This window comes from Spirillospora sp. NPDC048911 (assembly GCF_043198015.1).
Classification (GTDB): domain Bacteria; phylum Actinomycetota; class Actinomycetes; order Streptosporangiales; family Streptosporangiaceae; genus Spirillospora.
Window position 1 is genome coordinate 1,161,891 of sequence record NZ_JBICUD010000001.1, and the last position, 25,878, is coordinate 1,187,768.

At 69.6% G+C, this 25,878-nt stretch carries 17 protein-coding genes and 1 pseudogene; 2 read left to right on the forward strand and 16 right to left on the reverse strand.

Annotated elements, in window-relative coordinates:
* Positions 1-8: 8 nt before the first annotated feature.
* The 11 genes from ACGFNU_RS05385 to ACGFNU_RS05435 form a co-directional block, all read right to left on the reverse strand.
* Positions 9-3,236 (reverse strand): hypothetical protein, encoded by a 3,228-nt coding sequence (locus tag ACGFNU_RS05385; RefSeq protein WP_392590392.1) that lies wholly within the window; start codon positions 3,234-3,236, stop codon positions 9-11.
* A 14-nt stretch (positions 3,237-3,250) separates the two neighbouring features.
* On the reverse strand, positions 3,251-4,369 hold the full coding sequence (locus ACGFNU_RS05390) for an AAA family ATPase (protein ID WP_392590394.1): 1,119 nt from the start codon (positions 4,367-4,369) through the stop codon (positions 3,251-3,253).
* A 269-nt stretch (positions 4,370-4,638) separates the two neighbouring features.
* Positions 4,639-6,132: a VWA domain-containing protein gene (locus tag ACGFNU_RS05395; protein ID WP_392590395.1), complete on the reverse strand. Its 1,494-nt coding sequence runs from the start codon at positions 6,130-6,132 to the stop codon at positions 4,639-4,641.
* Complete coding sequence (locus tag ACGFNU_RS05400) at positions 6,129-7,517, reverse strand: hypothetical protein (RefSeq protein ID WP_392590397.1); 1,389 nt, start codon at positions 7,515-7,517, stop codon at positions 6,129-6,131. Before ACGFNU_RS05400 ends, ACGFNU_RS05395 begins: the two co-directional genes overlap by 4 nt.
* A complete protein-coding gene (locus ACGFNU_RS05405; protein WP_392590399.1) occupies positions 7,517-8,011 on the reverse strand; it encodes a hypothetical protein in 495 nt (164 codons plus the stop codon). Before ACGFNU_RS05405 ends, ACGFNU_RS05400 begins: the two co-directional genes overlap by 1 nt.
* 138 nt (positions 8,012-8,149) lie before the next feature.
* The gene (locus tag ACGFNU_RS05410; protein ID WP_392590400.1) at positions 8,150-8,590 is read right to left on the reverse strand and encodes a nuclear transport factor 2 family protein; all 441 of its coding nucleotides are present in this window, start codon (positions 8,588-8,590) and stop codon (positions 8,150-8,152) included.
* Positions 8,591-9,051: 461 nt separating this feature from the next.
* Positions 9,052-11,589, reverse strand: a complete 2,538-nt coding sequence (locus tag ACGFNU_RS05415) for an FtsX-like permease family protein (RefSeq protein WP_392590401.1) — start codon at positions 11,587-11,589, stop codon at positions 9,052-9,054.
* Positions 11,589-12,320 (reverse strand): ABC transporter ATP-binding protein, encoded by a 732-nt coding sequence (locus ACGFNU_RS05420; protein WP_392590402.1) that lies wholly within the window; start codon positions 12,318-12,320, stop codon positions 11,589-11,591. The genes ACGFNU_RS05415 and ACGFNU_RS05420 overlap by 1 nt, the downstream gene beginning before the upstream one ends.
* Before the next feature lie 448 nt (positions 12,321-12,768).
* Complete coding sequence (locus ACGFNU_RS05425) at positions 12,769-15,369, reverse strand: histidine kinase (protein ID WP_392590404.1); 2,601 nt, start codon at positions 15,367-15,369, stop codon at positions 12,769-12,771.
* Positions 15,370-15,406: 37 nt separating this feature from the next.
* Positions 15,407-15,940, reverse strand: coding sequence for a hypothetical protein (locus ACGFNU_RS05430; protein ID WP_392590406.1), 534 nt, complete (start codon positions 15,938-15,940; stop codon positions 15,407-15,409).
* 431 nt (positions 15,941-16,371) lie between these two features.
* The gene (locus ACGFNU_RS05435) at positions 16,372-17,199 is read right to left on the reverse strand and encodes an aldo/keto reductase (protein WP_392590408.1); all 828 of its coding nucleotides are present in this window, start codon (positions 17,197-17,199) and stop codon (positions 16,372-16,374) included.
* A gap of 1,370 nt (positions 17,200-18,569) precedes the next feature.
* Between ACGFNU_RS05435 and ACGFNU_RS05440 the strand changes: the two genes are divergently transcribed.
* Positions 18,570-19,955, forward strand: coding sequence for a DUF222 domain-containing protein (locus tag ACGFNU_RS05440; protein WP_392590410.1), 1,386 nt, complete (start codon positions 18,570-18,572; stop codon positions 19,953-19,955).
* 79 nt (positions 19,956-20,034) lie between these two features.
* On the opposite strand, the gene ACGFNU_RS05445 is transcribed toward ACGFNU_RS05440, so the two are convergent.
* The 3 genes and pseudogenes from ACGFNU_RS05445 to ACGFNU_RS05455 all read right to left on the reverse strand — a co-directional run bounded on the left by ACGFNU_RS05445 (position 20,035) and on the right by ACGFNU_RS05455 (position 22,163).
* Entirely contained in the window at positions 20,035-21,084 is a 1,050-nt protein-coding gene (locus tag ACGFNU_RS05445; RefSeq protein WP_392590412.1) for an NAD-dependent epimerase/dehydratase family protein, read from the reverse strand.
* A gap of 19 nt (positions 21,085-21,103) precedes the next feature.
* Complete coding sequence (locus ACGFNU_RS05450) at positions 21,104-21,580, reverse strand: hypothetical protein (RefSeq protein ID WP_392590414.1); 477 nt, start codon at positions 21,578-21,580, stop codon at positions 21,104-21,106.
* A gap of 64 nt (positions 21,581-21,644) precedes the next feature.
* Positions 21,645-22,163: pseudogene (locus ACGFNU_RS05455) on the reverse strand (DinB family protein).
* 88 nt (positions 22,164-22,251) lie between these two features.
* Here ACGFNU_RS05455 and ACGFNU_RS05460 point away from each other — a divergent pair.
* Positions 22,252-23,772 carry a PQQ-binding-like beta-propeller repeat protein gene (locus tag ACGFNU_RS05460; protein WP_392590416.1) on the forward strand — a complete coding sequence of 507 codons (1,521 nt, stop codon included), beginning with the start codon at positions 22,252-22,254 and terminating at the stop codon, positions 23,770-23,772.
* A gap of 292 nt (positions 23,773-24,064) precedes the next feature.
* Here ACGFNU_RS05460 and ACGFNU_RS05465 read toward each other — a convergent pair whose 3' ends face one another.
* Both ACGFNU_RS05465 and ACGFNU_RS05470 read right to left on the reverse strand, forming a co-directional pair.
* The gene (locus ACGFNU_RS05465; RefSeq protein ID WP_392590417.1) at positions 24,065-25,303 is read right to left on the reverse strand and encodes a CU044_5270 family protein; all 1,239 of its coding nucleotides are present in this window, start codon (positions 25,301-25,303) and stop codon (positions 24,065-24,067) included.
* Positions 25,296-25,877 (reverse strand): RNA polymerase sigma factor, encoded by a 582-nt coding sequence (locus tag ACGFNU_RS05470; protein ID WP_392590419.1) that lies wholly within the window; start codon positions 25,875-25,877, stop codon positions 25,296-25,298. Before ACGFNU_RS05470 ends, ACGFNU_RS05465 begins: the two co-directional genes overlap by 8 nt.
* Between the last annotated feature and the right edge of the window lies 1 nt (position 25,878).

A 25,878-nucleotide genomic window follows, 5' to 3' on the forward strand; every position in this document is an offset into this window, starting at 1 on the left:
TGGCGCGGTTACAGCCGCAGGACGGCCGCGAGTGCCCGGGCGGTGTCGGGGTGATCGTTCAGTAGGGCGGTCACCTCTCCGGCGGACGCGGAGGCCGGTCGCCACTGCGCCTCGTATCCGAGGAGTCCGGCCACGGCGTCACAGGCCGCGGGGTGGCTCACCAGGAGATCCGTTGCCGGCCCGCCGTGAACAGGCGCCAAAGGAGGTGGTTTGGGCGTTGACGTCCATGGCGGCATCCAGGAGTCGACGGCCGGGAGGGCGGCGGGGAAGGTCCGGCCCGCTTCCCGGACGAGCACCGGCACCAGCTCGTGCGCCTGATCGCGCAGTGTCGTGATCAGCTTGGGCAGCCAGGGGAGCAGGACGGTGTCGGGCAGGCGGGCGAAAGCCTTCGACAACACCTCGACCATGAACGGCGCCAGCGCGGGGGCGGGCTCGAGCGCCTGCACGAAACCGCTCATGTACTGCGGGAACGACGGCACGACGAGCGGGTTGCCCAGGAGCTCGTCACACTTCGACCGCAGCTCGCTCATCGTCATCAGGCCGAGCTGCGACTTGGCCGCCCACAGCAGTGCCACCTTGGCGGGCGCCTCCGGATGCGACTGCTGGACGGCGAGTTCGAGTTGGGCGTGGTCACAGCCGAGGGACAGCGCGAGGCTCTCCATGCTGAACAGGAACCCGAGCATCGCCGCCACCTGGCGGACGCCGGTCTCCTCGTCCACGAAGGCGGTCGGCAGCAGCGTGCAGTAATGCGCGTATCCGGCCGTGACGAACGACTTGCACCATTCCGGTAGCTCCGGCTCGGTGGCGTGGTAATGGGTCAGGAGGCGACGAATGCGGCGCAGGACCTCGGGTGCCTCGTCCACGGTGCGCTCGGCCGCGAGCAGCTCGACGGCCCGCGTGCCCAGCTCGTCGGTGAATCTCCGGCCGCCCAGATAGAGGATCGAATCCTCCACGGCCTCCAGCGCCTGCGCGGCGGTGGCCTTGGGCGCCCACACGACTCGGCGGAGGCGACGCTCCAGCACCTGTTCGAGGGTGACGCCCTCGTAACCGAGCTCGACGATCGAACGCTGGTTGCGGCCGATCGCCAGGTCCCAGCTCTCCTGGATCGAGCGTTCGCCCAGCCTGCGCGACCCCATGATGGGCCGGACGGCGTCGCTCGGCAGCAGGCGGCGCAGGACCCACAGCAGATTCGAGCAGGGCACGAGATCGGGGCGCGCGTCGAGATCGAGCAGGGCCCGCTGGATCGTGCGCTTCTCCAGGTCGAGCCCGAGCGGCTTCAGCCGATCGAGGACGTCGCGGGCGAGCGGCGGCAGCGCGTCGTACCCGACCTCGCCCACCCGGTCGCCGCCGAGCAGGATCTCGCACAGCCGCCGCACGTCGCGACGGCCTGGCACGGCGTCCTTCTCGATGCAGGTGATCGCCGCGTCCTGGAAGTCGTACGGCGTCGGGCGGGCGCGACCGCGCATCCCGGCGAGCAGGATGGACGTCTCGAACACCGCGATCGCGTCGGCGGTGCTGGCCAGGTAGCCGTTGCGGCGCGCCAGCCGGACGATGTCGACGCACCAGCCGAGCAGCTCGGACTCGTCGAGCGCGTCGAGCGCGGGCGGGCTCGACAGGAAACCCGACAGCCGGTCGGCGACCGGTTCCTGCTGGGGCGGTGCGCCAAGCGCGCGTTTGCGGCTCGACCGTTTGCGCGTGCCCTTCTGGCCTTCGAGCTGGAACGGGGCGAGGCCGCCGCGGGTCACGGCCTTGGCCCACGTGGCGGACGCGATGGACACCGACCCCGAGGCCAGGCCGAACTGAGCCTCGATGGCGGAGTGGCTGGACGGGATGAGCCCGTACTGCCAGCGCGTCGCCGTCCGCGGGCTGATCTCGAACTCCGTCACCTCCGCGCGCAGCCCGAACTGCTCGACGCGGCTGGCCGCGTGAAAGGCGCCGCAGACGTAGAGGCAGTCGTCCGGATCGGCACCGGACGTGGCCAGATGCTCGCGCATCCGGGTCCACATGTAGCGCTCGCGGTCCTCGTCGCGGTCCCGATCCCGGCCGTGGCTGGCGGTGTCGGGGCGCAGGCGGCGGAAGAGGCTGCCGATCAGGACCATGACCTGCCGGTACGTGGCGTAGTCGGCATCGGCCAGGGGCTGCTCGACGTACTGGTCCCACCACTCGGACCAGTGCCGGACCTTGCCGTGGTGGAGCAGGTACGCCTCCAGCTCCGCGAAACCCGGCCGCAAGTCACCGATCTCGATACCGACGGCATCGCCGTGGAGCGCCGCCTCCTCCTCCGCTTCGGAGGACGAGGCGGCGGGCTCGGCGGCCCCCGCCAGATCGACATCGGGACCATCGCCTTCAGCCCGGCCGTGGTCGGGCTGGTCGCGCGGCTCCCACTGGAAGACGTGGTCGGTCGAACGATCGACCAGCACCAGCTCGACGCCGGGCGTGTCCAGCGCGTACGCGATGGCCTGGTACTCGGCGGACGCCTCGGTGATGGGCGCCACCACGCTCAGCGGCGCCCACTCGGACGGGAAACCGTCGATCTCGCTGGCGAACGCCTGCAGCGCGACCGGCAGCCAGCAGTTACGCAGCTCGTCGAGCAGCGGCCGGAGGTCCTCGCACAGCTCCATGTAGATGACCTTGGGCTGCTTCTCACGCAGGCGCCGAACCATGGCCAGCGCCGAGGCCGGCGAGTGGTGGCAGACCGGAAAGATCTCCAGCTCCTCGCGGAGCGCCCGATCGACGTCGTCGACCATGCCCGCCAGCAGACCGGGCAACGTCCCGGGCCCATCGGCAAACGCCTCAGCGGCGTCGAGCAGCTGAGCGCGCAACGCGCCGAACGGCCCGGTCGTCGCACTCTCGCCGTTAGTCGCAGCGCCGCTGTTCGCCGCAGCGCCGCTGTTCGTGGCGGTGCCGCTCTCCGTGGCAGTGTCGTCGGTCGCGGCGGGAGCGCCGCTCGTAGCGGTGACGCTGTTTGTAGCAGCGGCGCCGTTCGCGGCAGTGTCGCTGTTCGTGGCAGTGTCGCTGTTCGTGGCGGTGCCGCTGCTCGCAGAGGTGCCGCCGGTCGCAGCAGTGCCCCTGTTCGTGGCAGTGTCGGCGTTAGTGGCAGTGTCGCTGTTGGTGGCGGTGCCGTTGTCCGTGATCGTGCCGTTGTCCGTGATGGTGTCGTTGTCCATGGCGGTGTCGCCGGTTTTCGCGGTGTCGCCGGTCGCGGTGCCGCTTTTGGTGGCTGTGCCGTCGTTCATGGCGGGGGCGCCGTTCATGACAACTTGGCGATCGCTTCGCGGCCGCCTTCCAGGAACTCCGCCCATGGTCCGCCTTCGTCCTTCTTGCTCCGCGGCTCGATGACGCCGTGCCAGAACTTGTTGAGGATGGCCAGGTCTTCAGGGGTGCGCCGGGCGAGCGACCCGACCAGCGAACCCGCGAGCGTCTGCGCCCGCAGCGTCCGATCCCCGAAGAACTGGCTGTGCAGGATGGCGTCCTCCAGCACGCCGATCTGCTCGGCGGTGGACAGCGCCGACTCCAGCCGTTCGTCGTCGCTGGTGGCCGACGCCGCGGCGGCCCGCAGGTCGGCGAAGCTCTGGAGCAGGATGTCCAGCAGGTTGGGCGGAAGCTCCAGCTCCATGCGGTGCCGCCGCAGCAGCTCCGTGGTGCGGAAGCGGACGATCTCCGCCTCGCTGCGCTTGTTGGTCACCACCGGGATGCGGACGAAGTTGAACCGGCGTTTGAGCGCCGACGACAGATCGTTGACGCCGCGGTCGCGGCTGTTGGCGGTGGCGATGATGGAGAAACCGGGCTGCGCGAAGACGATGTTGTCGTCGTCGAGCTCGGGGATCGACACGTACTTCTCGGAGAGGATCGAGATCAGCGCGTCCTGCACGTCGCTGGTCGACCGGGTCAGCTCCTCGAAGCGGCCGATCACGCCCTGCTCCATCGCGGTCATGATCGGGGACGGGATCATCGACTCGCGGGACTGGCCCTTGGCGATCACCATCGAGACGTTCCACGAGTACTTGATGTGGTCCTCGGTGGTGCCCGCCGTGCCCTGCACGACCAGCGTCGAGTTGCGGGAGATGGCGGCGGAGAGCAGCTCGGCCAGCCAGCTCTTGCCCGTGCCGGGGTCGCCTATCAGCAGCAGCCCGCGGTCGGACGCGAGCGTGACGATGCTGCGCTCGACGAAGCTCCGATCACCGAACCACTTCTGCGGGATCTCGCGGTCGAGCCCGTCGGAGGGCTCCGAGCCGAGGATGAACAGCCGGACCATCCGCGGGCTCAGCCGCCACGAGAACGGCTTGGGCGCGTCGTCGACGGACTCCAGCCAGTCGAGCTCCTCCGCGTACTTCGTCTCGGCCGGGGCGCGCAACATCTCGTCGGTCATTCTCGGGTTCTCCAATACGTCCGGTGCGGCCTGCGAGAGGCCTGTGTGTCGATGGGGTCTGGGAACGCTGGCTGGTCTGGGACGCGCCTTGTCTGGGCGGTTAGTCCTGCGGTACGCGCCTCGTCCTGCGGGACTCGGCTCGTCCTGTGGGACGCCTCGCCCTGCGGGACGCGACTCGGTCTGTACAACGCGCCTCATCCAGCGGGACGCGCCCCGTCCTGCGGCACGCTGCTTTTCCTGTGGGACACAGCTCGTCCTGTGGGACGCGGTCAGCCGATGAAGTTCTTAAGTTCGAAGACGAGCTTTCGGATGTGGCCCGAGATCACGGGTGTGCCCAGGCCTTTGAGCTTCTGCCGGAACCACGGGTCGACGCTCTGGTGCCCCGAGCTGTTGACCGAGCCGACCGGGATGAACTTCACGCCCGACCGGTGCACCGCCTCGATGCCGTCGAACAGTGGTTGCGAGCGGTCGAACTCGTAGAAGTCGGAGATCCACACCATCACGGTGTTGGCCGGGTCGGTGATCTTGGGCCGGGCCATCGCCATCGCGACCGGGCCGTCGTTGCCGCCGCCGAGCTTGGTGCGCAGCAGAACCTCGAACGGGTCGTGCACCCAGGGCGTCAGGTCGAGCGCCCGGGTGTCGAACGCGATGAGGTGCACGTCCACCTTGGGCAGCCCGGCGAAGATCGAGGCCAGAATCGTGCAGTTGACCATCGAGTCGACCATCGAGCCCGACTGGTCGACGACCACGATCAGCTTGGCGGGCGTGGTCCGCTTGGCGGTGTGCCGGTAGAACAGCCGGTCGACGTAGAGCCGCTCGTCCTCGGGGCTCCAGTTGGTGAGGTTCTTCCAGATGGTGCGTTCGAGGTCGAGGTTGCGGAACACCCGCTTCGGCGGCACCGACCGGTCGATGGTGCCCGCGCTGGTCTGCTGCACCTGCGTGCGCAGCACCTCGGCCACCTCGTCCACATACCGGCGGATGAGCGACTTGGCGTTGGCGAGCGTGACGCCCGAGAGGTTGGACTTGTCGCGCAGCAACTGCTCGATGAGCGACATGCTCGGGGTCAGCCGCGCCGCGAGCATGGGGTCGGCCAGCACCTCGCGCAGCTTCATGCGCTTGACGAGGTCGCCCTCCATGCCCGACAGGACGCCCGACATCTCGCCGGCGCCCTCCTCACCGAGCGCCTGCTTGAGCCAGCCCGCGTCCTGCTGCCATCCGGCGAGCTGCCCGGCGGTCACGCTGCCCGAGCCGGTCGAAAAGACGTTGAGCAGCAGCTTGGAGACGAGAGCGGCCCTGCGGACCTGCTCCTGGGGATCGTCGCCCTCGTCCTTGGGGGCCATCAGATCCTGCAACTCGGGGCCGAGGTCAGGGAAGCGTTGAACGAGGTTGTCGACCGAGACGCCGGGATCGAGCAGGGCCGGTGGAAGGCCGAGGTCATCGACGATTGCGACACTGGCGGCCTCCAGCGAAGGCTGCTCGTCGCCGTCGAAGAGCCGGGACAGCAGCCGCCAGTAGAGCACCTGCCGCCGGTTGGCATGGGGATCCGCCGTCGGATCGGCCGTGGAACCCGCACTGGCATCGGCGGTGGGCCCCGCGATGGGCTCAGCGGCACCCGCGGTGGGATCGGCGGCGGAACCCGCGGCGGAACCCGCTGTGGCATCGGCGGTGGAAGCCGCTGTCGGATCAGCGGTGGGACTTGCGATGGGATCGGCAGTGGGGTCCGCGTGGGGGGTCGCGGCGGGGCTCGCGTTGGCATCGCTCATTTCCGCAGCAACCGTCCCGCCCGCTCGCGCAGCACGGCGACCGCGTCACCGGCTTTGGCCGCGGCCTTCACGACCTTGGGATCGGTCGGACCCTGGGCCCAGTCGCCGTTGTGCGCCTCGACCGGCTTGCGTTTGACCGTGGCCTGGACGGCGAGCGGCTGGACCCGCCACCGCCCGGCGTCCCAGCGCATCAGGCCGATGCATGCCGTGGACGCCGCCACCAGCTCCGGTGTCAGCGGCCCGGACGGCGGCAGCCGATCCAGGTCGACGGTGAGCGACTGCCCGTCCAGCGTCCACTGGTCGCCGTCGATCTCGTAGCCCTCCACCAGGACGGGCTCCGAGATACGGATCGGATGGCGTTCCAGCGGTGGGACGGCCGGCGCGGTCGCGGTCGTCAACTGGAGCCGCGCGGTGGCGAACGGGTCGGCCGCCGCCCCCACGTTCGCCTTGTCGTCCTGCCACACCAGGTCGCCGCTGCTCGCCAGGGGCATGTCCGTGAGATCGAGGCTGCGACGCTCGGCGAGCGCGGTGAGCAGTGCCGGATGCCCGTCCAGCAGCCGCCACACGGACGTCCCCACGATGGTGTCGACCTTCGGCGCCATCACGCTCGCGCGCACGAGGCGGGACGGCGCGTCGCCCGTCGGCTCCAGCACGCCATGGACCTGGGCCTGGACGGCGGTGCCGTGCTCGTGCATGTCCACGCCGAGGACGAGCAGCCGCCCGCTCACCGGCTCGACGGACGCGGCGGGCCGCGCGCCCGGCTGCGACAGCAGCACGGCCCGCGTCCACAGATCGGCCCAGCGCCGGACCGGCAGCCGTGCCATCGTCGCGATCGGGCAGGACGCCCGGAGCTCCGCCGCCAGCCCGTCGAGCAGCACCGCGAGACGCCGCAGGCCGGGCTCGGCGAGGAGCGCCTCCAGCGTCTGGTCGGACGAGGAGACGAGATCGTGGTCGACGCCGCGCCAGCCGGTGATGGCCAGCTCGTGGAGCCAGGACCGGGAGCCGCTGAGCAGGTTGTCGGCGGGCGTCGCCGTGGCGGGCGACTCTTCCCACTCGGCGCGTGTGCGTCCGAGCGCGGTGTCGAGACGGTCGAGCAGCTCGTCGTGCACGGCTCCGAAGAGCGCCGTCCGTGCCCCGGCCAGGGCGGTGAGGTGCTCTTCACCGATGGAGCCCGCGGCCACCTTCGCCGCGGCCTCGGTCACGGCGGGCCCGAGCGGGCTCGTCGCCACCGCGCCGGCCAGCGCCGTCAGGGCGGCGGCACGCTCCTCGCCCAGCCGGGCGAAGCCGTGCACCAGGGCGTCGTCGAACCCCGCCACCAGCTCGAGCGCTTCGGAGACGCCCGGCCGGTCGCCGTCGAAAAGCTGGGCGAGTTGAACCCCGAGCATCAGAAGGCCGCCTTCCCCGCCGGGAACCAGTGCATCTCAGCGATGGGCTCCGTCATGCCGGGCAGCTCCAGATAGGCCAGGTAGCGCAGGAACCGGCTGAAGACCACCGCCGCCGGAGCGGACTCGCGCGTCCCGTCCAGACCGTCCATCAGATGGTCGGCCTCATCGACCTCGACCTGCAGGTAGCGGGCCACCCGGCCGCGCCCGTACTGCAGCACCGCCTCGTCGACCAGCGACCGCAGGTGCTTGCAGGGGTAGGAGCCGCTCAGGCCGCCGCACGGCCGGTTGTTGTTGGTGCTGCAGTTGAATCCGTGCGTCCCCGCCGTGATCGACGAGACGTACACGCGGGCGATGTCAGACCCGCTCGACACGACCCCCTGCAACCGGCCGTCCGCCATCTCGACGAAGGGGACCTTCGCCAGCTTGCGGGGCTGGACGGACGGCACCACCCGTACGCCGCTGCCCCGTTCCCACGCGTCTTCGTCCGCGTCCACGATCCTCCTTCGCCCGGTGCCCGCACGAACCACCGACGAGGGTCGGCAACCTCCAGGGAGGCGGCCCGGCGGATGCCGGAACCGGTTCGCTCACCGTCACGAGAATCCTTTCGAACGCCACCGACAAAATCGGCCGCTCTAACGGATCATCGTGGAGTCCGGGGCCCATCCGTCCACCCCGACCAGGCGATGCTCGAACAACCACCGGTCGCCGACGGGCACCAGGGCGTCGCGATAGCGGCCCCAGTGGTCCGGGCCGTGTGCGTTCATCACCAGGAAGTATGCCGAGGTTCGTACGCGGTCCGGGGCGACCTCTTCGAACCGAAGATTCGTGACGAAGTGCCGGATGACGCCGGGCCGATCGCCGTCTACCGGCGCCGAGCCGCGCTCGACCGCCTCCGCCAGCATCACCGCGATCGCGGCCCGGCCGGTATGGGTCTCGCCGCCGCGGATCTCCAGGACACCATCCTCGGTGAACGTCGCGGCCAGCTCCTCGACCCGGCCCCGATCACCGGCGTGCGTATAAGCGGCCAGCGTGTCGCGGACACGCTCGCGCGCCACCAGCTCCCAGGTCTCCACGGGCCCTCCAGAGATCGCGCGAGGCACGAGCGTACTTCGCCGCCTGGCGGACGTGGCTGGCCGCTATGGCTCGGACGTAGTCAAGCGTTGTCGCAGGAATGCGCCCGGCCGCTGCGGCGGCAATACGGCTGCCCGCTATGGCGGAGACGTGGTTGGAGGCTGCGGCGAAGATGCGGCTGCCCGCTGCAGCGACGCTACGACTGGCCGCTGTGGCGGGATGCGGTTAAGCGTTGGCGCGGGGGCGTGGTTGGGCGCTGTAGCGGGGGTGTGGTGGGCGTCGGGGTGGGGGCGCGGCTGGGCGTCGGGGTAGGGACACGTGGCTGGGCGTCGGGGTAGGGACGTGGCTGGACGCCATGGCGTGGTGCCTGCCATGGCGTCCAGCGTGGACCTTTTGTGCGGGCGCTCCGGGTCATGCTCTGGTTGTGCTCGGCTGGCGCGCCCGCGCATTGCTCGTCCAGGGCCTACTCGCGGGCGGCGATGACGCCGGCCGGGGCGGCGCGCAGGGCGACGCGGGCCGGAACCGTGGTGGCGAGCAGAGCCAGCAGAGCCGATCCGGCGATGATCCCCACGTACCCCACGAGCGGGATGTGCGGAGTGCTCGAGCCGGTCATGCCGACGCTGAACGCGGTGAGCGTGACGAACGCGATCGCGGTACCGAGCACGGCGGCGATCACCGCGACGGCCCAGGTCTCCAGGCGCAGCGTCCGCAGGACCTGGCGCCGGGTCGCGCCGGCCAGCCGGAGCAGGGCGAGTTCGCGGACGCGGCCCGCGATCGCCATGGCGAGGGTGTTGACCATGGAGATGGCGGCGAAGGCGACGATCAGCGCGAGCGAAAGGTAGTTGACGGCGGTGCCGCCGCTCGCCTTGTCCGGCGCGGTGGCACGGTCCTGGACGCTGACGCCGGGGAACGCGGCGGTGGCCTTGCTCAGCGCGTCACGGTTCACCCCTGGCGCGGACACCAGGACGGTCCCCATGGGCACGTCCACGTGGGCGGCCACGAGTGCGTGCGGCAGAGTGAAGTCACCGAAGCCCAGTCCGCGCTTGTAGACGGCTACGACACGGAGGTTGACGGGTGTGCCGTCGGCCATGGAGAACGACTTCTTGTCGCCGACCTTGATACCGAGGTTCTCCCGTACGGCCATGGTGCCTTCGCCGAACTCGGCGAGGGAGCCCGATCGCACGTCCAGGTCCATAGTGTGGGTGAGTCCGGCAGGGGTGACGCCTTGGACGCTGTACGGGCTGTTGGCGGAACGCACGCGGGTGTGCAGGATCTCGGTGACCGCCCGCACGCCGGGCACGCGTCGCACAGACTCGGCGGCAGACGCCGGAACCGCCGGGCCCAAAATGAAGTCGGCCACGTTGCCCGCCTGGGCCTGGGAATCCGCAGCGCCCTTGACGGTCGTCTGCGCGAACAGCAGCGTCGAGGCCAGCGCGATCATGAGGGTGAGCGGAGTGATCACGGCGGCGAGGCGGCGCGCGCCGGTGCGCAGGTTGGCGGCGGCGAGCCCGCCGACGCCGCCCGCCGCGCGCAGCGGCAGCGCCACCAGCCCGATCGCGGCGCGGGCCAGGATCGGCGCCAGCAGCCCGATCGAGGTCGCGTAGAGCAGCGCCGTGACCGGCGTCAGCGGGCCCGATCCCGCCTCGGTGTGGATCGACCGCAGCACGAGCGTGAGCACGACGGCGCCCGCGAGAACGACGACCCCGGCGACGACCCGGAACCACGGCGTGCGTGCCGGGGCCAGCGCGGCTTCGCCCAGCGCCTCGACGGGACGGAGGCGGGCGACCCGGCGAGCCGAGATACGCGCGGCGAGCCAGGCCGCCGCGACCGTCACCGTGACCGCGACGATCGGGGCGAACGGGCCGACGACGAGGGGCAGGTTGGCCGGGATGGCGTCGAGGTCGGCGAACGCGCCGTGCAGCCAGGACCCGAGGAGCAGGCCCGCCGCGGCGCCGGGGATCGTCGCCCCGAGCCCGACCAGCAGGGCCTCCTTGCCGATCATCTGGCGGAGTTGCCGCGGTGTGGCGGCGATGGCGCGCAGCAGGGCCATCTCGCGTTCCCGCTGCTGGATCGCCAGGCCGAACGTGCCGACGACGGCGAGCAGGGCCACGATGAGGGAGGTGCCGCCCAGGGCGGCACCCATGCTGATGAGCTTGACGCGTCCGCTGTCACTGCCGAGGAACTCGACCCGGCCCCGGTCCTTCCCCGTCTGCACGGTCGCGCCGGTGTCACGCACCGCGTCCCGCACGGCCCTGGCAGTGGCTGCGGTAGCGACGGCATCCGCAGGCGAATCCGCGTTAGCGTCCGCATCCGCATCCGCATCCGCGGCCATATCCGCGTTAGGCGCATCCGCGTTCGCGTTCACGGGCCAGACACCGATCGCGCTGACCTTCCCGGGGTGGGCGGCGAGACGGCGCGCCTCGGCGGTGGCGAAGAACATCACGGTCTGGTTGTCGAGCTGCTGGGCGGTGACACCGACGACGCGGTAGCTACCGGCGCCGAAGGACGTCAGCACATTCAGCTTCGCCCCGACGGCCCGGCCCGCCGAGGCGTCCACCACGATCTCGTCGGGAGCCGCCGGCGCGCGCCCGGCCTTGAGGGTGAACGGCGTCAGCGCGGCGGACTCCCAGCCATGTCCCTCAACCGCGCCCGCACCGGGAACCATGACGGGAATGCTGACCTCGGTGACGATCGAACGGATCCCGGGTACGGCCCGAAGCCGTGCGACCGTGGACTCAGAAATCCAGGCGCGGGCGGTGTTCGGCTTGGACTTGCGCTTGAACTCACCGTCGCCCTTGTCCTTGAGGAAGTGCGACTGGGGGTCTCCGGCGACCATGACCGGGGCGCCCGCGTACCGTTCCGGCGCCACCTCGCCGCGCAGGCCGGTGTCCATCAGCATGCCGCAGGCCGTGACGAGCGCGGCGGCGCAGAAGAGCGCGAGGAAGGCGCCCGCGAAGGCGGCACGGCGGTGCCGCAGGGTGCTCAGTGCGAGAGAGAACATCAGACGTACGCTCCAAGTCGCGTCATGCGCTCGGCCACGGCGGCGGCGGTCGGCGCGGCCAACGAGTCGACGATGCGCCCGTCCGCCAGGAAGAGCACGGTGTCGGCATATGAGGCGGCCACCGGATCGTGGGTCACCATGACGACCGTCTGGCCGAGGGCGTCCACGGTCTCGCGCAGCAGGGTCAGCACATCCTTGGCGGTCATGGTGTCGAGCGCCCCGGTCGGCTCGTCACCGAACACGACCTCAGGCTTGGTGATCAACGCTCGCGCGATCGCCACCCGCTGCTGCTGCCCACCCGACAACTCGGCGGGACGGTGGTCGGTGCGACCGCCGAGCCCGACCCGCTCCAACGTCTCATTCAGCCATGCCTTGTCGGTGCGGCCGCGCGACAGCCTCAGCGGCAACGTCACGTTCTGCTCGACGGTCAACGACGGCACGAGATTGAACGCCTGGAACACGAAACCGACCCGCTCGCGCCGCAACTCGGTCAGCTTCGTCTCGTTCATCCCGGAAAGGTCTGTGCCGCCCAGCCGGACCGTCCCCGCGGTGGGCTTGTCCAAGCCGGCCGCGCAGTGCAGGAACGTGCTCTTACCGGAACCCGACGGCCCCATCACGGCGGTGAAGCCGCCCTTGGGCAGCGTGACCGAGACCTCCCGGAGGGCCGCCACCGCGCTCTTCCCCTTGCCGTAGACCTTGCTGACGGCACTCATCTCAACTGCTTCGCTCATGCCTCCACTCTGCTGACCTGCGCCTTCGTCCAACAGAGAGGTGATCACCGATCACCCATGACGACGTCATAGGTGCACCCATGACGCCCCCAAAGCCGGAGCCGGAGGTGAGGCCGAGGCGAAGGCGGTGGCGAAGACGGAAGTGGAGACAGAGACGGAAGCGAGACAGAGGTGGGGGCCGAGACAGAGGTGAAGGCGGAGGCAAAGGCGGAGGTGGATACCGAGACGAGGCGGGGGGAAGGCGGAGCCGAAGGCAGGCCGAGATGAAGGTGAAGGCGGTGGTGGAGGCGGGGTGAAGGTGGAGGCCGAGGCGGTGGCGAGACAGAGGTAAAGGCGGCGGCGGGGTGAAGGCGGAGACGGGAGTGAAGGTAAAGGCGGGCGCAGAGGCGGTGGCGAAGGTCGAGGCGAAAGCGGTGGCGGGCGCAATGGCCGTGGCGGGGGCGGTGGCTTAGGCGGTGGCGGGTGCGGGGGTGGGTTCGTTCTCGGAGGTGGGCTGCAGGAGCGCCGTGATCCGGAAGCGTCCGTCGCCGACGAGGCGCGCGTCGAGCCGTCCGCCCAGTGTGCCCAGCCTGACGTTGAGGTTGCCGATCCCCGAGCCCGGCGGCGTGACCTCGGACGGGCTGCCGTCGTTCTCGACGACCAGGCTGTCCGAGCCGACCGTGATCTCGCAGTGCCGGGCCGCGCTGTGCCGCAGCATGTTGGTGACGGCCTCCCGGAGAACCGTGCTCAGCACGCTCTCGGCGGCATGCGGCGGGGTGCCGTCCCGAACCACCCGGACGTCGATCCCCGCCGCGCCGAGCACCGAGCGGGCCGACTCCAGTTCGGGTTCGAGTTCCAGGTGCGGAGCGGCCCCGGTCACCGTCTCCATGTCGGCGCGGGCCCGTACGGCCATCTCCACGACGTCGGTGAGCTCGGCCCGGGCCCGGTCAGGGTCGACGGTCAGCAGTCTGCGGGCGAGTTCGCCCTTGAGCAGGAGCGCGGCGAGGCTGTGCCCGAGCAGGTCGTGCAGGTCGCGGGCGGCTCGCAGGCGTTCCTGGACGATGGCGGCGCGTGCGACCACGTCGCCGGCGGCCCGCAGTTCGTCGGCCAGCTGCGCGAGCCGGACCAGCCCGTACACGACGAGCCCGGTCACCAGCACGCTCACCACGGAGTTCACGATCACCGGGGTGCTCTGGCCCAGGGACCACGCGATGAGACCCATGCTCGCCATCACGGCGGCGGTCAGTGGCCACGCCAGGGTCGCTGGCAATATCACGAGCAGCGTGCCCGCCAGGAAGCCGGGCAGCCCACCCCACGCCTTCCCGAACCACACCAGCGGCAGATAACTCAGCACGACCTGCAACAGCAGTAGCCAGACCCAGTGTTCTCCACGCGGCCGGGTCCAGCGGAGCTGGAGAAGCACTACCGCCGTCAGGCAAGGCACCGCGACCAGCAACATCCAGGGGCTCGTCAGCAGAAGGAACGCTTTCGCGCAGAATCCGGCGAGCACGACCGCGAGCAGCCCCACGGCCAGGCGGTGTTCCCGGCTCGCCCGGACGGCGGGTGCGGGCGCGGCGGTGATCGCGGCCTCGACGGTGAAGCGGCCGTCGGGTCCGAGCCCGGTACGAAGGTGGCCGCCGACCGCCTCGACCTGACCGGCCAGCGGGGCCAGAGCCTCGGCGCCGAGCGCCGCCGTGGGCACCCCGTCGTTCGTGACGCGCAGGACGACGAGACCTTCGCTCTCGGTGGTCTCGATGGCGCAGTGCCGCGCCGTCCCCTGCCGTACGACGTCGGTGACGGCCTCCCGCAGCACGGTGGCCAGCAGCGCGCCCGCCTGCCCCAGCGGTTCCTCGTGGCCGACCCGGACCGTCACGTCGATCTCCGCCGCCGACAGTAGTCCCCGCGCCGCCGAGATCTCCGGGGTCAACGACAGACTGCGCAGGTCGGCGGCGGCGGACCGGGCAGTGGCCAGTGACCGGCGCGCCACCACGAGCACGTCCTCAAGATCCTCCGGCCGAACGTCGGCGACGGTGTTCGGCTCTGCGGTCGTGTCCAGCCCGGCGGTAGCGTCGCGTCCACCGGTCATGTCCGGCCCAGCGGCCATGCCGAGCCCGAGGGACGCGTCAAGCCCGGCGGTGGTGTCGAGCCCGGCGGTCGTGTCCGGCCTCGCGGCCGTGCTCAGTCCGGGGGCCGTGTCCAGCTCGGCAGTAGTGTCGCGCCCTGCGGTCGTGTCGCGCCGTGCGGTCGTGTCCAGTCCGGGGTTCGTGTCGAGTCCGGCGGTCCTGTCCAGCCCGGCGATCGTGCTCAACACGGCGATAGTGTCTAGCTCGGGGGCCGTGGCGCGTCCGCCGGTGGTGTCCGGCCTCGCGGTCGTGTTCAGCTCAGGGGCCGTATTCAGCCTGGCAGCAGCGTCGTGCCTGGCGGTCATGTCCAGTCCGCGGGTCTTGTCCGGCCTGGCAGTCGTGTCTGGCCCGGCGGTCGTGTTCAGCTTGGCGATCGTGTCCAGCCCGCGGCCAACGCTTTCGTTGAGCTCGGCCGCCATCCGGAGCCGTTCCTCCTCGACCGCCGCCAGCGCCAGCGTGACGCGGGCGGCGTGCACCTCGTCGATCCGGTCGGTCAGCCGCGACAGGCCGTACGTGACCAGCGAGATCAGCACCGCCGTGATCGTGAAGTCGAGGAGCTCGGGGATCGACTCGGCCCGGGTCGCGTGGATGACGGGCACCGTGAGCCCGACCAGCAGCGCCGTCCGCCAGGCCGAGGCGAGCAACAACGACCCGATGAGCAGGCCGATGATCCCGACCGAGACCTCGAACGGCAGCACCGCCACGTACACGAGCAGGGCCTGGAGCGCCATCACGCGGCGGTTCTGAAACCGCCGCAGCCGGGGCAGCACATACTGCAGCTGCAGTCCCAGCACCGCGAGAGAGAGCGGCACGACGACGGACGTCTTGCCCGGCCCGCTGACCGCGCTGAGCGCGTACACGCTCACCAGGCTGCCGAGCACCGCGATGGCGATGGTCCGCGCCGTGCGCGGATGCAGCTCGACGCGTGCCGTTCGTCTCCCGTGCAACCGACCCCCCAAGCCTCTAACGAGGACAAAAGGGATCTTATCGACCGGGTGGTTGCCTGGCCCGCCAGTTGCAGTGCAGGTTGGCGATGTTCTGCCGGTATGCGCTGGACGCGCTGACGCGGTCACCCATCTTGAAGAGGCGCGGCGGAAGCGGCTCGCCCGGATCCTCCAGCCACTCGACCAGCTGCAGATCCTTGATGCCGCGGTTTGGCGCGAGGCAGAGCACATGCCCGCGGTGCCCGGTGTCGCGGAACAGCCGTATGGCGAATCCCGAGCTGTTGAAGATTGATGAGGCGCTGTCGTCGAGGCTCTTGCCGTTCGGGTAGTGGTTGTTGCGCCAGTCGGCGTCGTTGAGGGCGACCAGCGACCGTTTCTGGCCTTGAACGTCTTGTCCTGGTACACGCAGAGCCGCTGTGCCGCGCACCCGGCGGGCCGGTTCCTGGTGATGGCGCGCCGGGACCGCGAAGAACTGCGGGCTGGCCTTGGCCGCCCAAGATTCGGCGGCCGAAGTCGGCGCTGTCGCGACGACGGAGCCCGCCATCGCGAGGAGCGCCGTGAGCATGATCTTCATGTGTCCTGCTCCCACCGTTCGACTGACCGACGCGGGGTGCTCGACCGTACGACGGCAGCAGAAAAGCAACGCGTCGCAGGACGCAGACGCTTGAGGGCGCATACAGGCCAGGATGTGGACGCTCAAGGATGCGGACGCTCAAGGACGCCGACGCTCAAGGACGCCGACGCTGAGGGCGCGGATGCGCCAGGACGCAGATGCGCCAGGACGCAGATGCTCGAGGACGCCGACGCGCTAGGAAGCCGACGCTCAAGGGTGCAGACGGGCCAGGACGTGATCGAGCCAGGACGTGATCGAGTCAGAACGCAGAAGCCTCAGAACGCAGAAGCCTCAGGACGCGAACGCCCCAGAACGGAACCGTCTCAGGAGGCGGGGATGAAACCGTCTCAGGAAGCAGTCGCCTCTGGACGTGATCGCGGGGAGCAGTCGCCTCAGTCGCTCAGGCCAAGGCGTCGGCGCTGATCACTCGACAGCTTGATGCTCGCGGCGGCGACGTTCTCCTCCAGATGGACGATCGTGCCTGTACCGGGGATCGGCAGGACGACCGGCGAACGGTGAAGCAGCCAAGCCAGCGAGGCTTGCGCCGAAGTAGCGTCGAGTTCGGCCGCCACAGTGGCGATCTCGGGTGTTGGCTTCGCCGCCGCCGGATGTACGGGCCGCCAGGGCAGAAAGGCGATGCCTGCCGCGTCACAGGCATCGAGCACCGCCTCATGCTCACGATCGAGCATGTTGTAGCGGTTCTGCACACTGGCCACGTCGATGATCTGCCGCGCTTCCTCAAGCTGGGCGACGGTGACCTCGGACAGTCCGATGTGGCCGATCTTGCCCGCGACCTGGAGCTCGCGCAGTGCCCCCACTTGGTCGGCGAGTGGAACCTCCGGGTCGACGCGATGCAGCTGGAGCAGTTCGAGCCGTTCCACCCGAAGACGCCGGAGGCCTTGCTCGACCTGGTCCCGCAGGAAGTCCGGCCGTCCGCAGAGCGCCGCCTCGCGCGGCGGATCCGGCGGCGCGACCCCGACCTTGGTCGCGATGAGGAGATCGTCCGGATACGGATACAGTGCCTCGGCGAGAAGCTCCTCGTTGGCGCCCCACCCGTACAGGTGCGCGGTATCGATCAGGTTGACGCCCAGCTCTACCGCTCGCCGCGCGACCGCGATGGCGCCTTCTCGTACAGCTCCGGCCTCGGTGGGCAGATGCATGGCCCCGAACCCGAGCCGCCGGACACTGCGCTCACCAATACTGAACGTGTCGAACGTCATTCCTCACCCTTCGGCCAGTTGATCACGCTAACAGCCGCAGAGCCCGGACCCACCCTCCTGCCAGAGCGAGCCGCCCCACCCGCCGCCGCTGTATGCCGTCTACCGCTGCCGCCTGCGGCTGCCGCAAGCCGCCGCTGTACGCCGCCACTGCAAGCCGCCCGAGTAGCTGGCCGCCATCTTCTTGCCAGCTCGGACGAGGTCGAACTGCTCCAGCAGTCCCGCACTCCGCTCCTACTCTTGCCGTGCCGCATGCAGAGATAATGGAGATCGGCCCTCAGGGCGAGGTTCTCCGCGCCGATCAACATGTTGTCGGTCACCGCTGCGAACTCCAGGCGACGCCGATTGCGGCGCGCATGTCCGTGGCGCGCATGTCCGTGGCGCGTACGCGGCGCGTACGTTCGCGGCTCGTGCGTCTGCGGCGCGTACGACTGCAGCGCGTTACGACTGCGGCTCGTCGGCAGATCATGCGGCGATCCGCAGCCACCCGGCGTCGGTCTTGATCAGCGTGGACAGCATCTGCGCGGTCGTGGTCTTGCCAGCGCCGTTGGGTTCGAGGAGCTACCAGACCGTCCCAGCCGGAATCTTCAACTCGATGCCGTCCGGCGGCGGCGCCCTGTCGCCGTGCGCTCTGCACAGTCCGGTCGCCTTGGTGTATGTGGGTTCGGGGTGGCGACCGCCCATGCCCCCTGCATCAGCCGGCGGCCACGCTGGCTACCGACGTGGTGATCCTCTGTCGCGCGCCGATGAACGTCCATGGCGTCGTTGACACCCTTCTGCAACCCGCTGAAATCCCGGACATTTCACTAAAGGCTGGAAGGTCCACTAAAGGCTGGAAGGTCCACTAAAGGCTGGAAGGTCCACTGACAGCGGCAGCGGTCAATTTTCTGGTGGCTAGTGTTCGATCTTTAGCTGCGAAGAGCGACGATTTGCCTGCGCCCTGGGCGGCGGCTGCCGCCACCTTTTGTGCATTGCAGGATTCTGTGCAATCTCAATCAATGTGTTAGGTCGGCATCGGTCACCCCTCTGAAGCACCAATCCGCCCGGCTGGCAGGTGAGGCGGGGCTGAAGACCTAAAAGCGGCATCGACAAGAAAGGAGCGGCGGGCCGGGGCGCGTTCGGATAGGCGGGACTTCCCTGGTGGCTGAGGTTCGTGCCTTGGCCGCGCGGAGCGCGGATTCCCGGCGCAACCCCAGGCCACAGCCCACCCCCACCCTTCGCACATGACTGGACTCCCGCAACCGCAACCAACGTGACCACAACCCCCAAAAAGCCGGACAGGAGCGTAATGAGTCATTTCGGCTCCGCTCAACCGGCGGCCTAGATCAGCCGACTTAATCTCTGACTCACCCGCCCGCAACCACCCCACCACCGTGGGACGACAACCCACCTCAAGGTTCCAAAAAATCAATGACCAGAAAACGCCACACCGATCATGTAAACGGTTCGTCACTGACCGTGAAAAGCGATACAATGAACCCATGCATTCGATCGTGGCAGACCGCGACCTGGAGGCCGCTTCCGACCAGCAACTGGTCGAAGCCGCCGCCACGATCATCACTGCACTCACCCACCGGCCCCGCACCCAAACCGGCGCCGAAGCCATGGAACTCGCCGAAACACTGGCCGCTGTGCTCGATCAAGGTGAATTGCCGTTGGCCGAGCTGATCGGTGTGGTGGATCGGTTCGGGCAGATGAAGGACTGGGGCCTGGCGTCCACCCAGGCGTGGCTGCGGTGCCGGATGGGGATGCGCGGCGGCCGTATCCACGAACGCATCACCCTGGCCCGGCAACTACACCGCCTGCACCAGGTGCGCGAACGGCTGGCGGCCGGGACACTGTCGCATGGGTATGCCGCCACCATCGCTGACGCCCTCCAACGCCTGGACAACGACCAAGACTGCGCCGAAGGCGAACAGATCCTTTTGACCGCCGCCGACGGCGGCGTGTCACCGCTGCAGATCGCGCAACTCGGCACGACCCTCCACGACCGGGTCAACGAAGCCAACGGCACCGACAAGCCGCCCGAAGATGTGCAGCGCGGTTACGCCCGGTCCTGGCTGACGGCCAACCGGTCCATCGACGGCGGCTGCTACCTCAAAGGCTGGCTCAACCCCGAAGACACCGCCATCCTGAACGGCAAACTCGCACCGTTGGCTAAGCCAGCTGGATCTGACGATCTGCGGGACCGCGCCGAACGCACCGCCGCAGCGCTGACCACACTGCTATCCCAAGGACACAAAGACAGCCGCGTCACCGTCATCGCCCACCTGGACACCTTGACCGGCGACGACACTCCAGGACGGTTGCGCGACGGCACACCGATTCCCGCCGCGCAGGTTAGGCGGCTGGCGCTCAACGCCGGAATCTCCACCCTGATCCTGGGCGCCAAGGAGGTGCCGCTGTATCTGGGCCGCACCGCCCGCATCGCAAGCCCCGCCCAACGCCAGGTGCTGGAAACCCTCTACGACACCTGCGCGGTCCGCGGCTGTGAAGTACCCGGCCTCCTGTGCGAGATCGACCACGTCGATGGATGGGCACTGGGACACAGCCCTACCGACATCGACAAGCTGGCGCTGTGCTGCGGCTGGCACAACCGGTGGAAACACGCCAACCCCGAACAAATACAGATCAGCCAGGGGCAGGACGGACGCTACATCTACCGGACACTCCCGCCCAAGGGCAAGGCCGCACGATCCAGACGAAGACTGGTCGATCAGGCCGACAACCCGTGGCGCAACGACCACCACGCGGCCTGACCCCACCCCATAGCTCCAGCCTGCAGCCCGGCGCAACCACCCCACGCCGGGCCTACAGGCACGCCTGCACCCCAAAGCTTCAGGGTCTGCGCCCTACTCCGGTGACGAACTCCCGGATGCGTAAGGGGCCGCTCGTGGCTGGTGACAGTGGCGGCGTCTCCATCCCCTCGCCGCCGCGCAAGCCCTGCACGAACTCCCGCAGTGCTTCCCTTCCGCTGCGTGTCGGCCCCCAGCCGAGCTCGTCGTGGGCCCGGCCGATGTTCATGATGGGGACGCGGAGGGCCAGGTCCAGGAGTTGGGGCGAGGCCGGTACGAGGTGCAGCGACCAGGCCGCGGTCAGGGCGGCGCGGGCGGCCTGCAAAGGGATCCGCACTGTGCGGGCGCCGAAGAGGCCGGCGAGCTCCGCGGCGTCGATGACCGGATCGGCGGCGATGTTGAACGGTCCGCGCATGTTCCCCGTGGCCGCCAGCCGGAAGGCCTCACCCGCGTCGGCCGAGTGCAGTACCTGGAACCGCAGGCCGGGCATGTCGGGAACGAACGGGATCAGCTCGTTCCGCACCAGCCGGCCCGGAAGGAGGGGCCCGGCGAAGATCCGGCGCTGACCTGGCGCGGACTCGTGCTTGAAGCAGAATCCCGGTCGTAGCCGGACGACTCTGCATTCCGGGTGGTCTCTCTCGAAGCCGTCGAGCAGGCGTTCGACGTAGGCCTTCTCCCGGCCGTACGCCGCGGTGGGCCAGCTGTGTGTCGGCCATGTCTCGTCCACCGCGCGGTCCTTGGGTCCTGGTGAGTAGGCGCCGACAGAGGAGGAGTAGACGAAGGCAGGGACGCCTGCCTTGGTGACGGCACGCATTACCCGTTCGCTGCCAAGCACGTTGTTGCGCCAGGTGACGATCGGGTCGTGTGTCGGTTGGAAGAGCCAGGCCAGATGGATGACCGCGTCCGCACCGCGCAGGAACGGGACGAGATCGGCTGTGCGGACGTCGGCGACGGCCCAGTCGGTCTTGTCGGCCTCCCAGTCGGGCAGGCGGCGTGCCAAACCGCGTATCGAGGTGACCCGTGGGTCTGCGCTCAAAGCTTGTACGGTGCTCGTCCCTATGTTGCCGGTGGCTCCGATGACGACGATCCGCATGACGATTCCTTCCCCCGAGTTATCGCAACGCTTCGGCGGCGACGCGTAGGCGGAGGTCTTCGATGAGCTCGGACTGGTGCCGGGCCCGCGAAAGGAGGTCGTCCAGCCGTTCGCCGTCCAGCTCGGGCACCGCTGTTGTCCGCAGCGAGGCCCACAGGGCGGACTTTCCCTCCACACCGAGTCGTAGTAGCTCAAGCTCCACGAGGTCGCTGAGCGGCGACCTTCGTACGATCCGGCCGTTGGGCTTCAGTCGTCCGGCCTTCTCGGCCGCCCAGGCCCCCATGACCTTGTAGCGCCGGACCGGGACGTCGAGCGCGGCCATGATCTCCAGCAGCGCGTCCCGATCGTCGGCGATGTCCTGGGCCAGCCCCCGCAGCACCTTGTCGTCCTTGGCGCCGGCGATCCGCCGTGCCAGCTCGACACCGGTCGTGGCGCCGGCCAGGTGATCGTTCAGATAGATCCCGAGCAGCCCCGTCCGACCTGCGGTCTTCGCCATGATCGAGCCTCCGAGCGTTCTTTCGGAGGTCCCTGCCCGCCAGGATCGCGGCGAACCTTCCGCCTCAGCGGGCGGCGCGCTGGAGGCGGAGTGTGCCGATCTCGGTGGCGTTCTTCATGAGCTCGGCGTTCACCCAGCCGATCATGTGGGCGACGGTGTGATCGGGGTCGTTCTGCCAGGGGAACGGGGCGGTGGCGTCGAGGTCGGAGTCGGTGAGGCGGTCGAGGACGGTCAGCCAGTCTTTGCGGAGGTCGCGCAGCCACTCGACGGTCGCGTCCTCGCCGGGCCAGGTGATCTCGGTGCGTTCACGTGGCGGTCTTCCGCCGGCGTGATCGATGGTCGTGCTCCACCACCAGCCGATATGCCAGGTCAGCCAGGCGATCGTCGGGGCGGGGACGGGGTCCGGCTCGGTGTCCGCCCAGTCCGGCAGCCAGGTTCCGTCGGACGTGGGGCGTACGGTCCATCAGTGCGGCGCCGGCTCCCAGAGGAAGTCGTCGGGGACGAGCCGTTCCAGGTGGTACTCGAACAACGACCAGGTCAGGTCGAACTGCCAGCGCAGCAGATCACCTCGTGATGCCTTCATGGGGCCGACCCTGGCATATCGCGGTGGCGATCTTGAACTGGTTATTGATCTATCCTCCTGCTGATCATTCCGGTCGGAGGCGGGTCATATGGGTAGCAGTGGCGCGGCGTTGCTCTTCAGGAAGCATGAGCCGTCGGCCGGCCGGACGGTCGCTCAGCTGGTCGTCTGGGCCGTGCTGGGGATCCTCATCGGCGCGGCGATCGTGATCTCCGTCCTCGGCTGGATCGCCGTCAGTGTCGAGTCGGGCGGAAGTTGCGGGAGCGGCTCCTGCCCCAACGGCTCGGCCCTGCACTTCGCCGCGTTCTTCTTCGTGATCGTCTGCTGGGTCCCGATCGTCGGGGCGGCCGCACTGGTGGGCTTCCGGCTGCCCGCGGCCCTCGCGCTGGTCGTCGCCCTGGTCGCGGGTGGTTATGGCGGGATCCTCCTGTGGGCGGACGTGCATGGCGAGAGCTACGACGAGTTGTGGGCGGCCGCGCCCGACAGGCCGAGTTCGTTGCGCGGGAAGGGCGCGTGGGTGACCGGGAACCGGGTCGTCCGGGTCCGTACCGATGGCGCGATCGCCTATGACCTGCGCGTTGGCGCGCAGCCGTGGACCTATCAGGTGCCCGAGCCGTACATCGTCTGCACGATGGCCGAGTCGGCGGCGGACGGGATCGGGCTGCTCGCGTACGGACGCGAGAACGGGCCGTGCGAGCAGGTCGTCGCCGTCGATCTCACCAGTGGAAAGCAGCTGTGGAAGACGGGGCTGGGCAAGGTTCTGCGGACGTGGAGCCCTGGGGTCACCGGGATCCTCGCCACGAGTGCCGGATCGGCCGTCCTGTCCACCGAGCGGGGCGCGCGTGGTCTGGACCTGCGCACGGGCAAGGCGAGGTGGACGTGGAAGGCCCCCAAGTCGTGTGTGTTCGACCCGCGTATCAACGGGCTGGCCGCCTCCGGCACGGCCGTCGCGACCACCGTCCAGTGCGGGCGCGACGCGGCGAGGACCACCGTCGCCGTCCTGGAGCCCGGTACCGGTGCTCAGCGCTGGTCGGCGCCGATGCCCACCGCGGCCAAGGCTGAAGACACCTCCGTTGTGTCCGCGGATCCGGTGGTCGTCTACAGCAAGGAGCCCGGCGAGCGCGGCAGGCAGCAACTGGTCACGTTCACGCCGGACGGCCGTCAGCGCGCCGCGTTCCCCACGTCCACCAGCAAGGGCGACCTGCAGTTGTACGCGCGGGACCAAGGCGGGATGCCCGTCCGGACCTTGCGGGTACAGGGGGACGTCATCGTCGCCGTTGCCGAAGGCCACCGGAAGTACTCCTGGGAGGCCGATTTCGTCGCGTTCGACCTCACGGGCAGGGAGCTCTGGCGGCACAAGACCAGCAACGGCGTCGACGGCCTGCTCACGACGGCCGATTCGGTCAGCCTGTTGACGCCGCGCAGCCGCAAGAACAAAGCGTCCGAACTCGTCGTCCTGTCCCTCGCGAACGGCAAGGTCACCAAGAAGCTCACGCTGCTGCACGGGTTCCGCGACGATCCCGCCCTGGTGCTCACAGGCCCGGAGCGCTACGTGTTCGTCCAGAGCGGCGCGGAACCCAAATCCCCGCCGGTGACGGTCTTCCGCCGCTGACGGTCTTCCACGGCTGACCCGCGTTCCCGGAGCGCCGCGAGACGCGGGACAGGCGACCGTCGACCGAGAGGCGCGGGACAGCCTGCCGTCCACTGCGAGATGCGGGGGCGACTGTCCATCGTGGGGCGCAGGGCAGGCGACCGTCCACCACGGGACGCGGGGCAGACTGTCGTCTGCCCCGCGCCTTGGTCGGTGTCGGCGCCGCCGGGTCACTTGGGACGGCAACCGGGCTGTTGAGGCGGCAGCCGGGTTACTTGGCGCGGCCGCTGGGTTGCCTGGGGCGGCCGCTGGATTACTGGGGCGGCAGCTTCGGGCCGGTGTCGGTCCACTCCCCGAGCTCGAACACCTTGTACGAGGCGATCTCGCCCGGCTTGTGGAATCGGTCGGGCATGTCCTTGACCCGCAGGCTGCGCGGCTTGCCATTGTCGCCGGGGGGGAGCTTGCGGCTGCCTCGCGGCGGGGTCACCACCAGGTCCCGGACGGCCAGCAGCGCCCCGGTGCCGGGGTCGATGATCCATTGGCGCCGGTAGGTGCCGAGCTGCTTGGGGGCGGTGTAGAGCCCGAGCGGCACGGTCGAGTCCACCGGGAGTGAGATCGCCGTTCCGGTACGGCCGAGGGGGTCGGTCGTCGTGCCCTCGGCCTTGACGCCGGGCAGGGCGGCGAGCATCCGGTAGGTGGCGGCCCGAAGTGCTGGAGGAGTGGGCGCGGTGGACAGCAGGGACTCGGCCACATCGCTCAGCGCCCGGCTGCGCGCCTTGCCGCGCAGGGCCCGCATCGGCTCCTCCGGGCCGTTGGCCTGGTATGCGCGCCAGTGACCCTTGAGGTTGAGCAGCGCGTTCTGAAGTCGGGCGGGCTCGGCCGGCAGTGCGACGAACTGTTTCTGCGTCAGCCCGTAGAAGACCCCGTCGTCGTTCGGGGGGCTCGGACGTACCGACAAGCCCGTGTTCGAGTTCTTCAGGAACATGGTGACAGGTCCTTCAGCCGACGGGACCTCCAGTCGAGAGGGAGATCCGGCCGCCTGCCATTTCTGCTTGTCCTGGGGGGTCCAGGGGCGGGCGGGCAGGTCCTGGTCGCCCCACCAGCCGTTGCCGTCCTGCGCCGCCCAGCCCTCGTACCGCTGCAAGGACACGATCTTGTAGTGATCCGCGGCGCTCTTTCCGGCCGCGAAGATCTCGCCCTCGATCAGCCTCGAGTGCCAGTACTTCCCGGTCTTGCCCTTCTCCGCGCTGGTCGCGGCGACCAGCAGCGCGTTGCCGGGCACGGGGCCGGCGCCCGTCTTGCCCGGACCGCCCGTGCCGGTGCCTGCGGAGTCAGACGGCAGGGTGAGGACGGCCACCGCGCCCGCCGCCACAGCCGTCACCGCCGCCAGGCTCACCAGTGGCAGTTTGAAGGAGGGGGGCAGCTTGAGGGCGCGCCGCCGTCGCTGGGACGAGACGTCCGCTCGCCAGCCGACCCGCATCGCGAGCTGTTCCGAGTTCTCCTCGCGCGCGAGCGTGGTCCGCATCTCCCGCAGCGCGTCGAGCTCATCCATGGTTCTTCTCCTCGAAGTTCTCCTGCGGGAGGGCCTTGCGGAGCTTCGCCCGGACCCGGTGAATCTTGGCTTTGACGGTGCCGAGCGGCAGATCCAGAGTGGTCGCGATCTCGGCGTAGGACAGTTCGCCCCACGCGAGCAGCAGCACGGCGCTGCGGTCCTGCGCGCTCAGCGAGGCGAGGGCCTTCGCGAGCCGGGGGCCGAGCGCCGCGGCCGCCGCGCGGTCGCTGGCGAGGTCGGCGACGCCGTCCTCGGCGGGGTCCACGCCGGTACGGGCGAACGCCCGGTACATGCGGGTCTCCTGCCGGTGGTGCTTCGCGATCAGGTTGCTGGCGATGCCCCACAGCCAGGCGCTGAATTCCGCCCGCCCGTCGAACCTCTCGCGCTGCCTGAACGCGATCGCGAACGTCTCCGACACGAGGTCGTCGGCGAGGGGGAGCCCGAGGCGCCGTTTGATGTACGCGTGGAGCCGTGGCGCGTGGCGGCGGAACAGTTCGCCGAACGCCTCCGGGTCGTCCAGGGAGACCTTGACGATCCTCAGATCGTCCAGTTTCTCCCCGGGGAGACCGCTCACC

What these genes read in the sequence shown, in the direction of transcription:
- ACGFNU_RS05385 (WP_392590392.1), bottom strand. Translation starts at nt 3,236, where the DNA reads ATGAACGACGGCACAGCCACCAAAAGCGGCACCGCGACCGGCGACACC.
- ACGFNU_RS05390 (WP_392590394.1), bottom strand. Translation starts at nt 4,369, where the DNA reads ATGACCGACGAGATGTTGCGCGCCCCGGCCGAGACGAAGTACGCGGAG.
- ACGFNU_RS05395 (WP_392590395.1), bottom strand. Translation starts at nt 6,132, where the DNA reads ATGAGCGATGCCAACGCGAGCCCCGCCGCGACCCCCCACGCGGACCCC.
- ACGFNU_RS05400 (WP_392590397.1), bottom strand. Translation starts at nt 7,517, where the DNA reads ATGCTCGGGGTTCAACTCGCCCAGCTTTTCGACGGCGACCGGCCGGGC.
- ACGFNU_RS05415 (WP_392590401.1), bottom strand. Translation starts at nt 11,589, where the DNA reads ATGTTCTCTCTCGCACTGAGCACCCTGCGGCACCGCCGTGCCGCCTTC.
- ACGFNU_RS05420 (WP_392590402.1), bottom strand. Translation starts at nt 12,320, where the DNA reads ATGAGCGAAGCAGTTGAGATGAGTGCCGTCAGCAAGGTCTACGGCAAG.
- ACGFNU_RS05430 (WP_392590406.1), bottom strand. Translation starts at nt 15,940, where the DNA reads ATGAAGATCATGCTCACGGCGCTCCTCGCGATGGCGGGCTCCGTCGTC.
- ACGFNU_RS05435 (WP_392590408.1), bottom strand. Translation starts at nt 17,199, where the DNA reads ATGACGTTCGACACGTTCAGTATTGGTGAGCGCAGTGTCCGGCGGCTC.
- ACGFNU_RS05445 (WP_392590412.1), bottom strand. Translation starts at nt 21,084, where the DNA reads ATGCGGATCGTCGTCATCGGAGCCACCGGCAACATAGGGACGAGCACC.
- ACGFNU_RS05450 (WP_392590414.1), bottom strand. Translation starts at nt 21,580, where the DNA reads ATGGCGAAGACCGCAGGTCGGACGGGGCTGCTCGGGATCTATCTGAAC.
- ACGFNU_RS05460 (WP_392590416.1), top strand. Translation starts at nt 22,252, where the DNA reads ATGGGTAGCAGTGGCGCGGCGTTGCTCTTCAGGAAGCATGAGCCGTCG.
- ACGFNU_RS05465 (WP_392590417.1), bottom strand. Translation starts at nt 25,303, where the DNA reads ATGGATGAGCTCGACGCGCTGCGGGAGATGCGGACCACGCTCGCGCGC.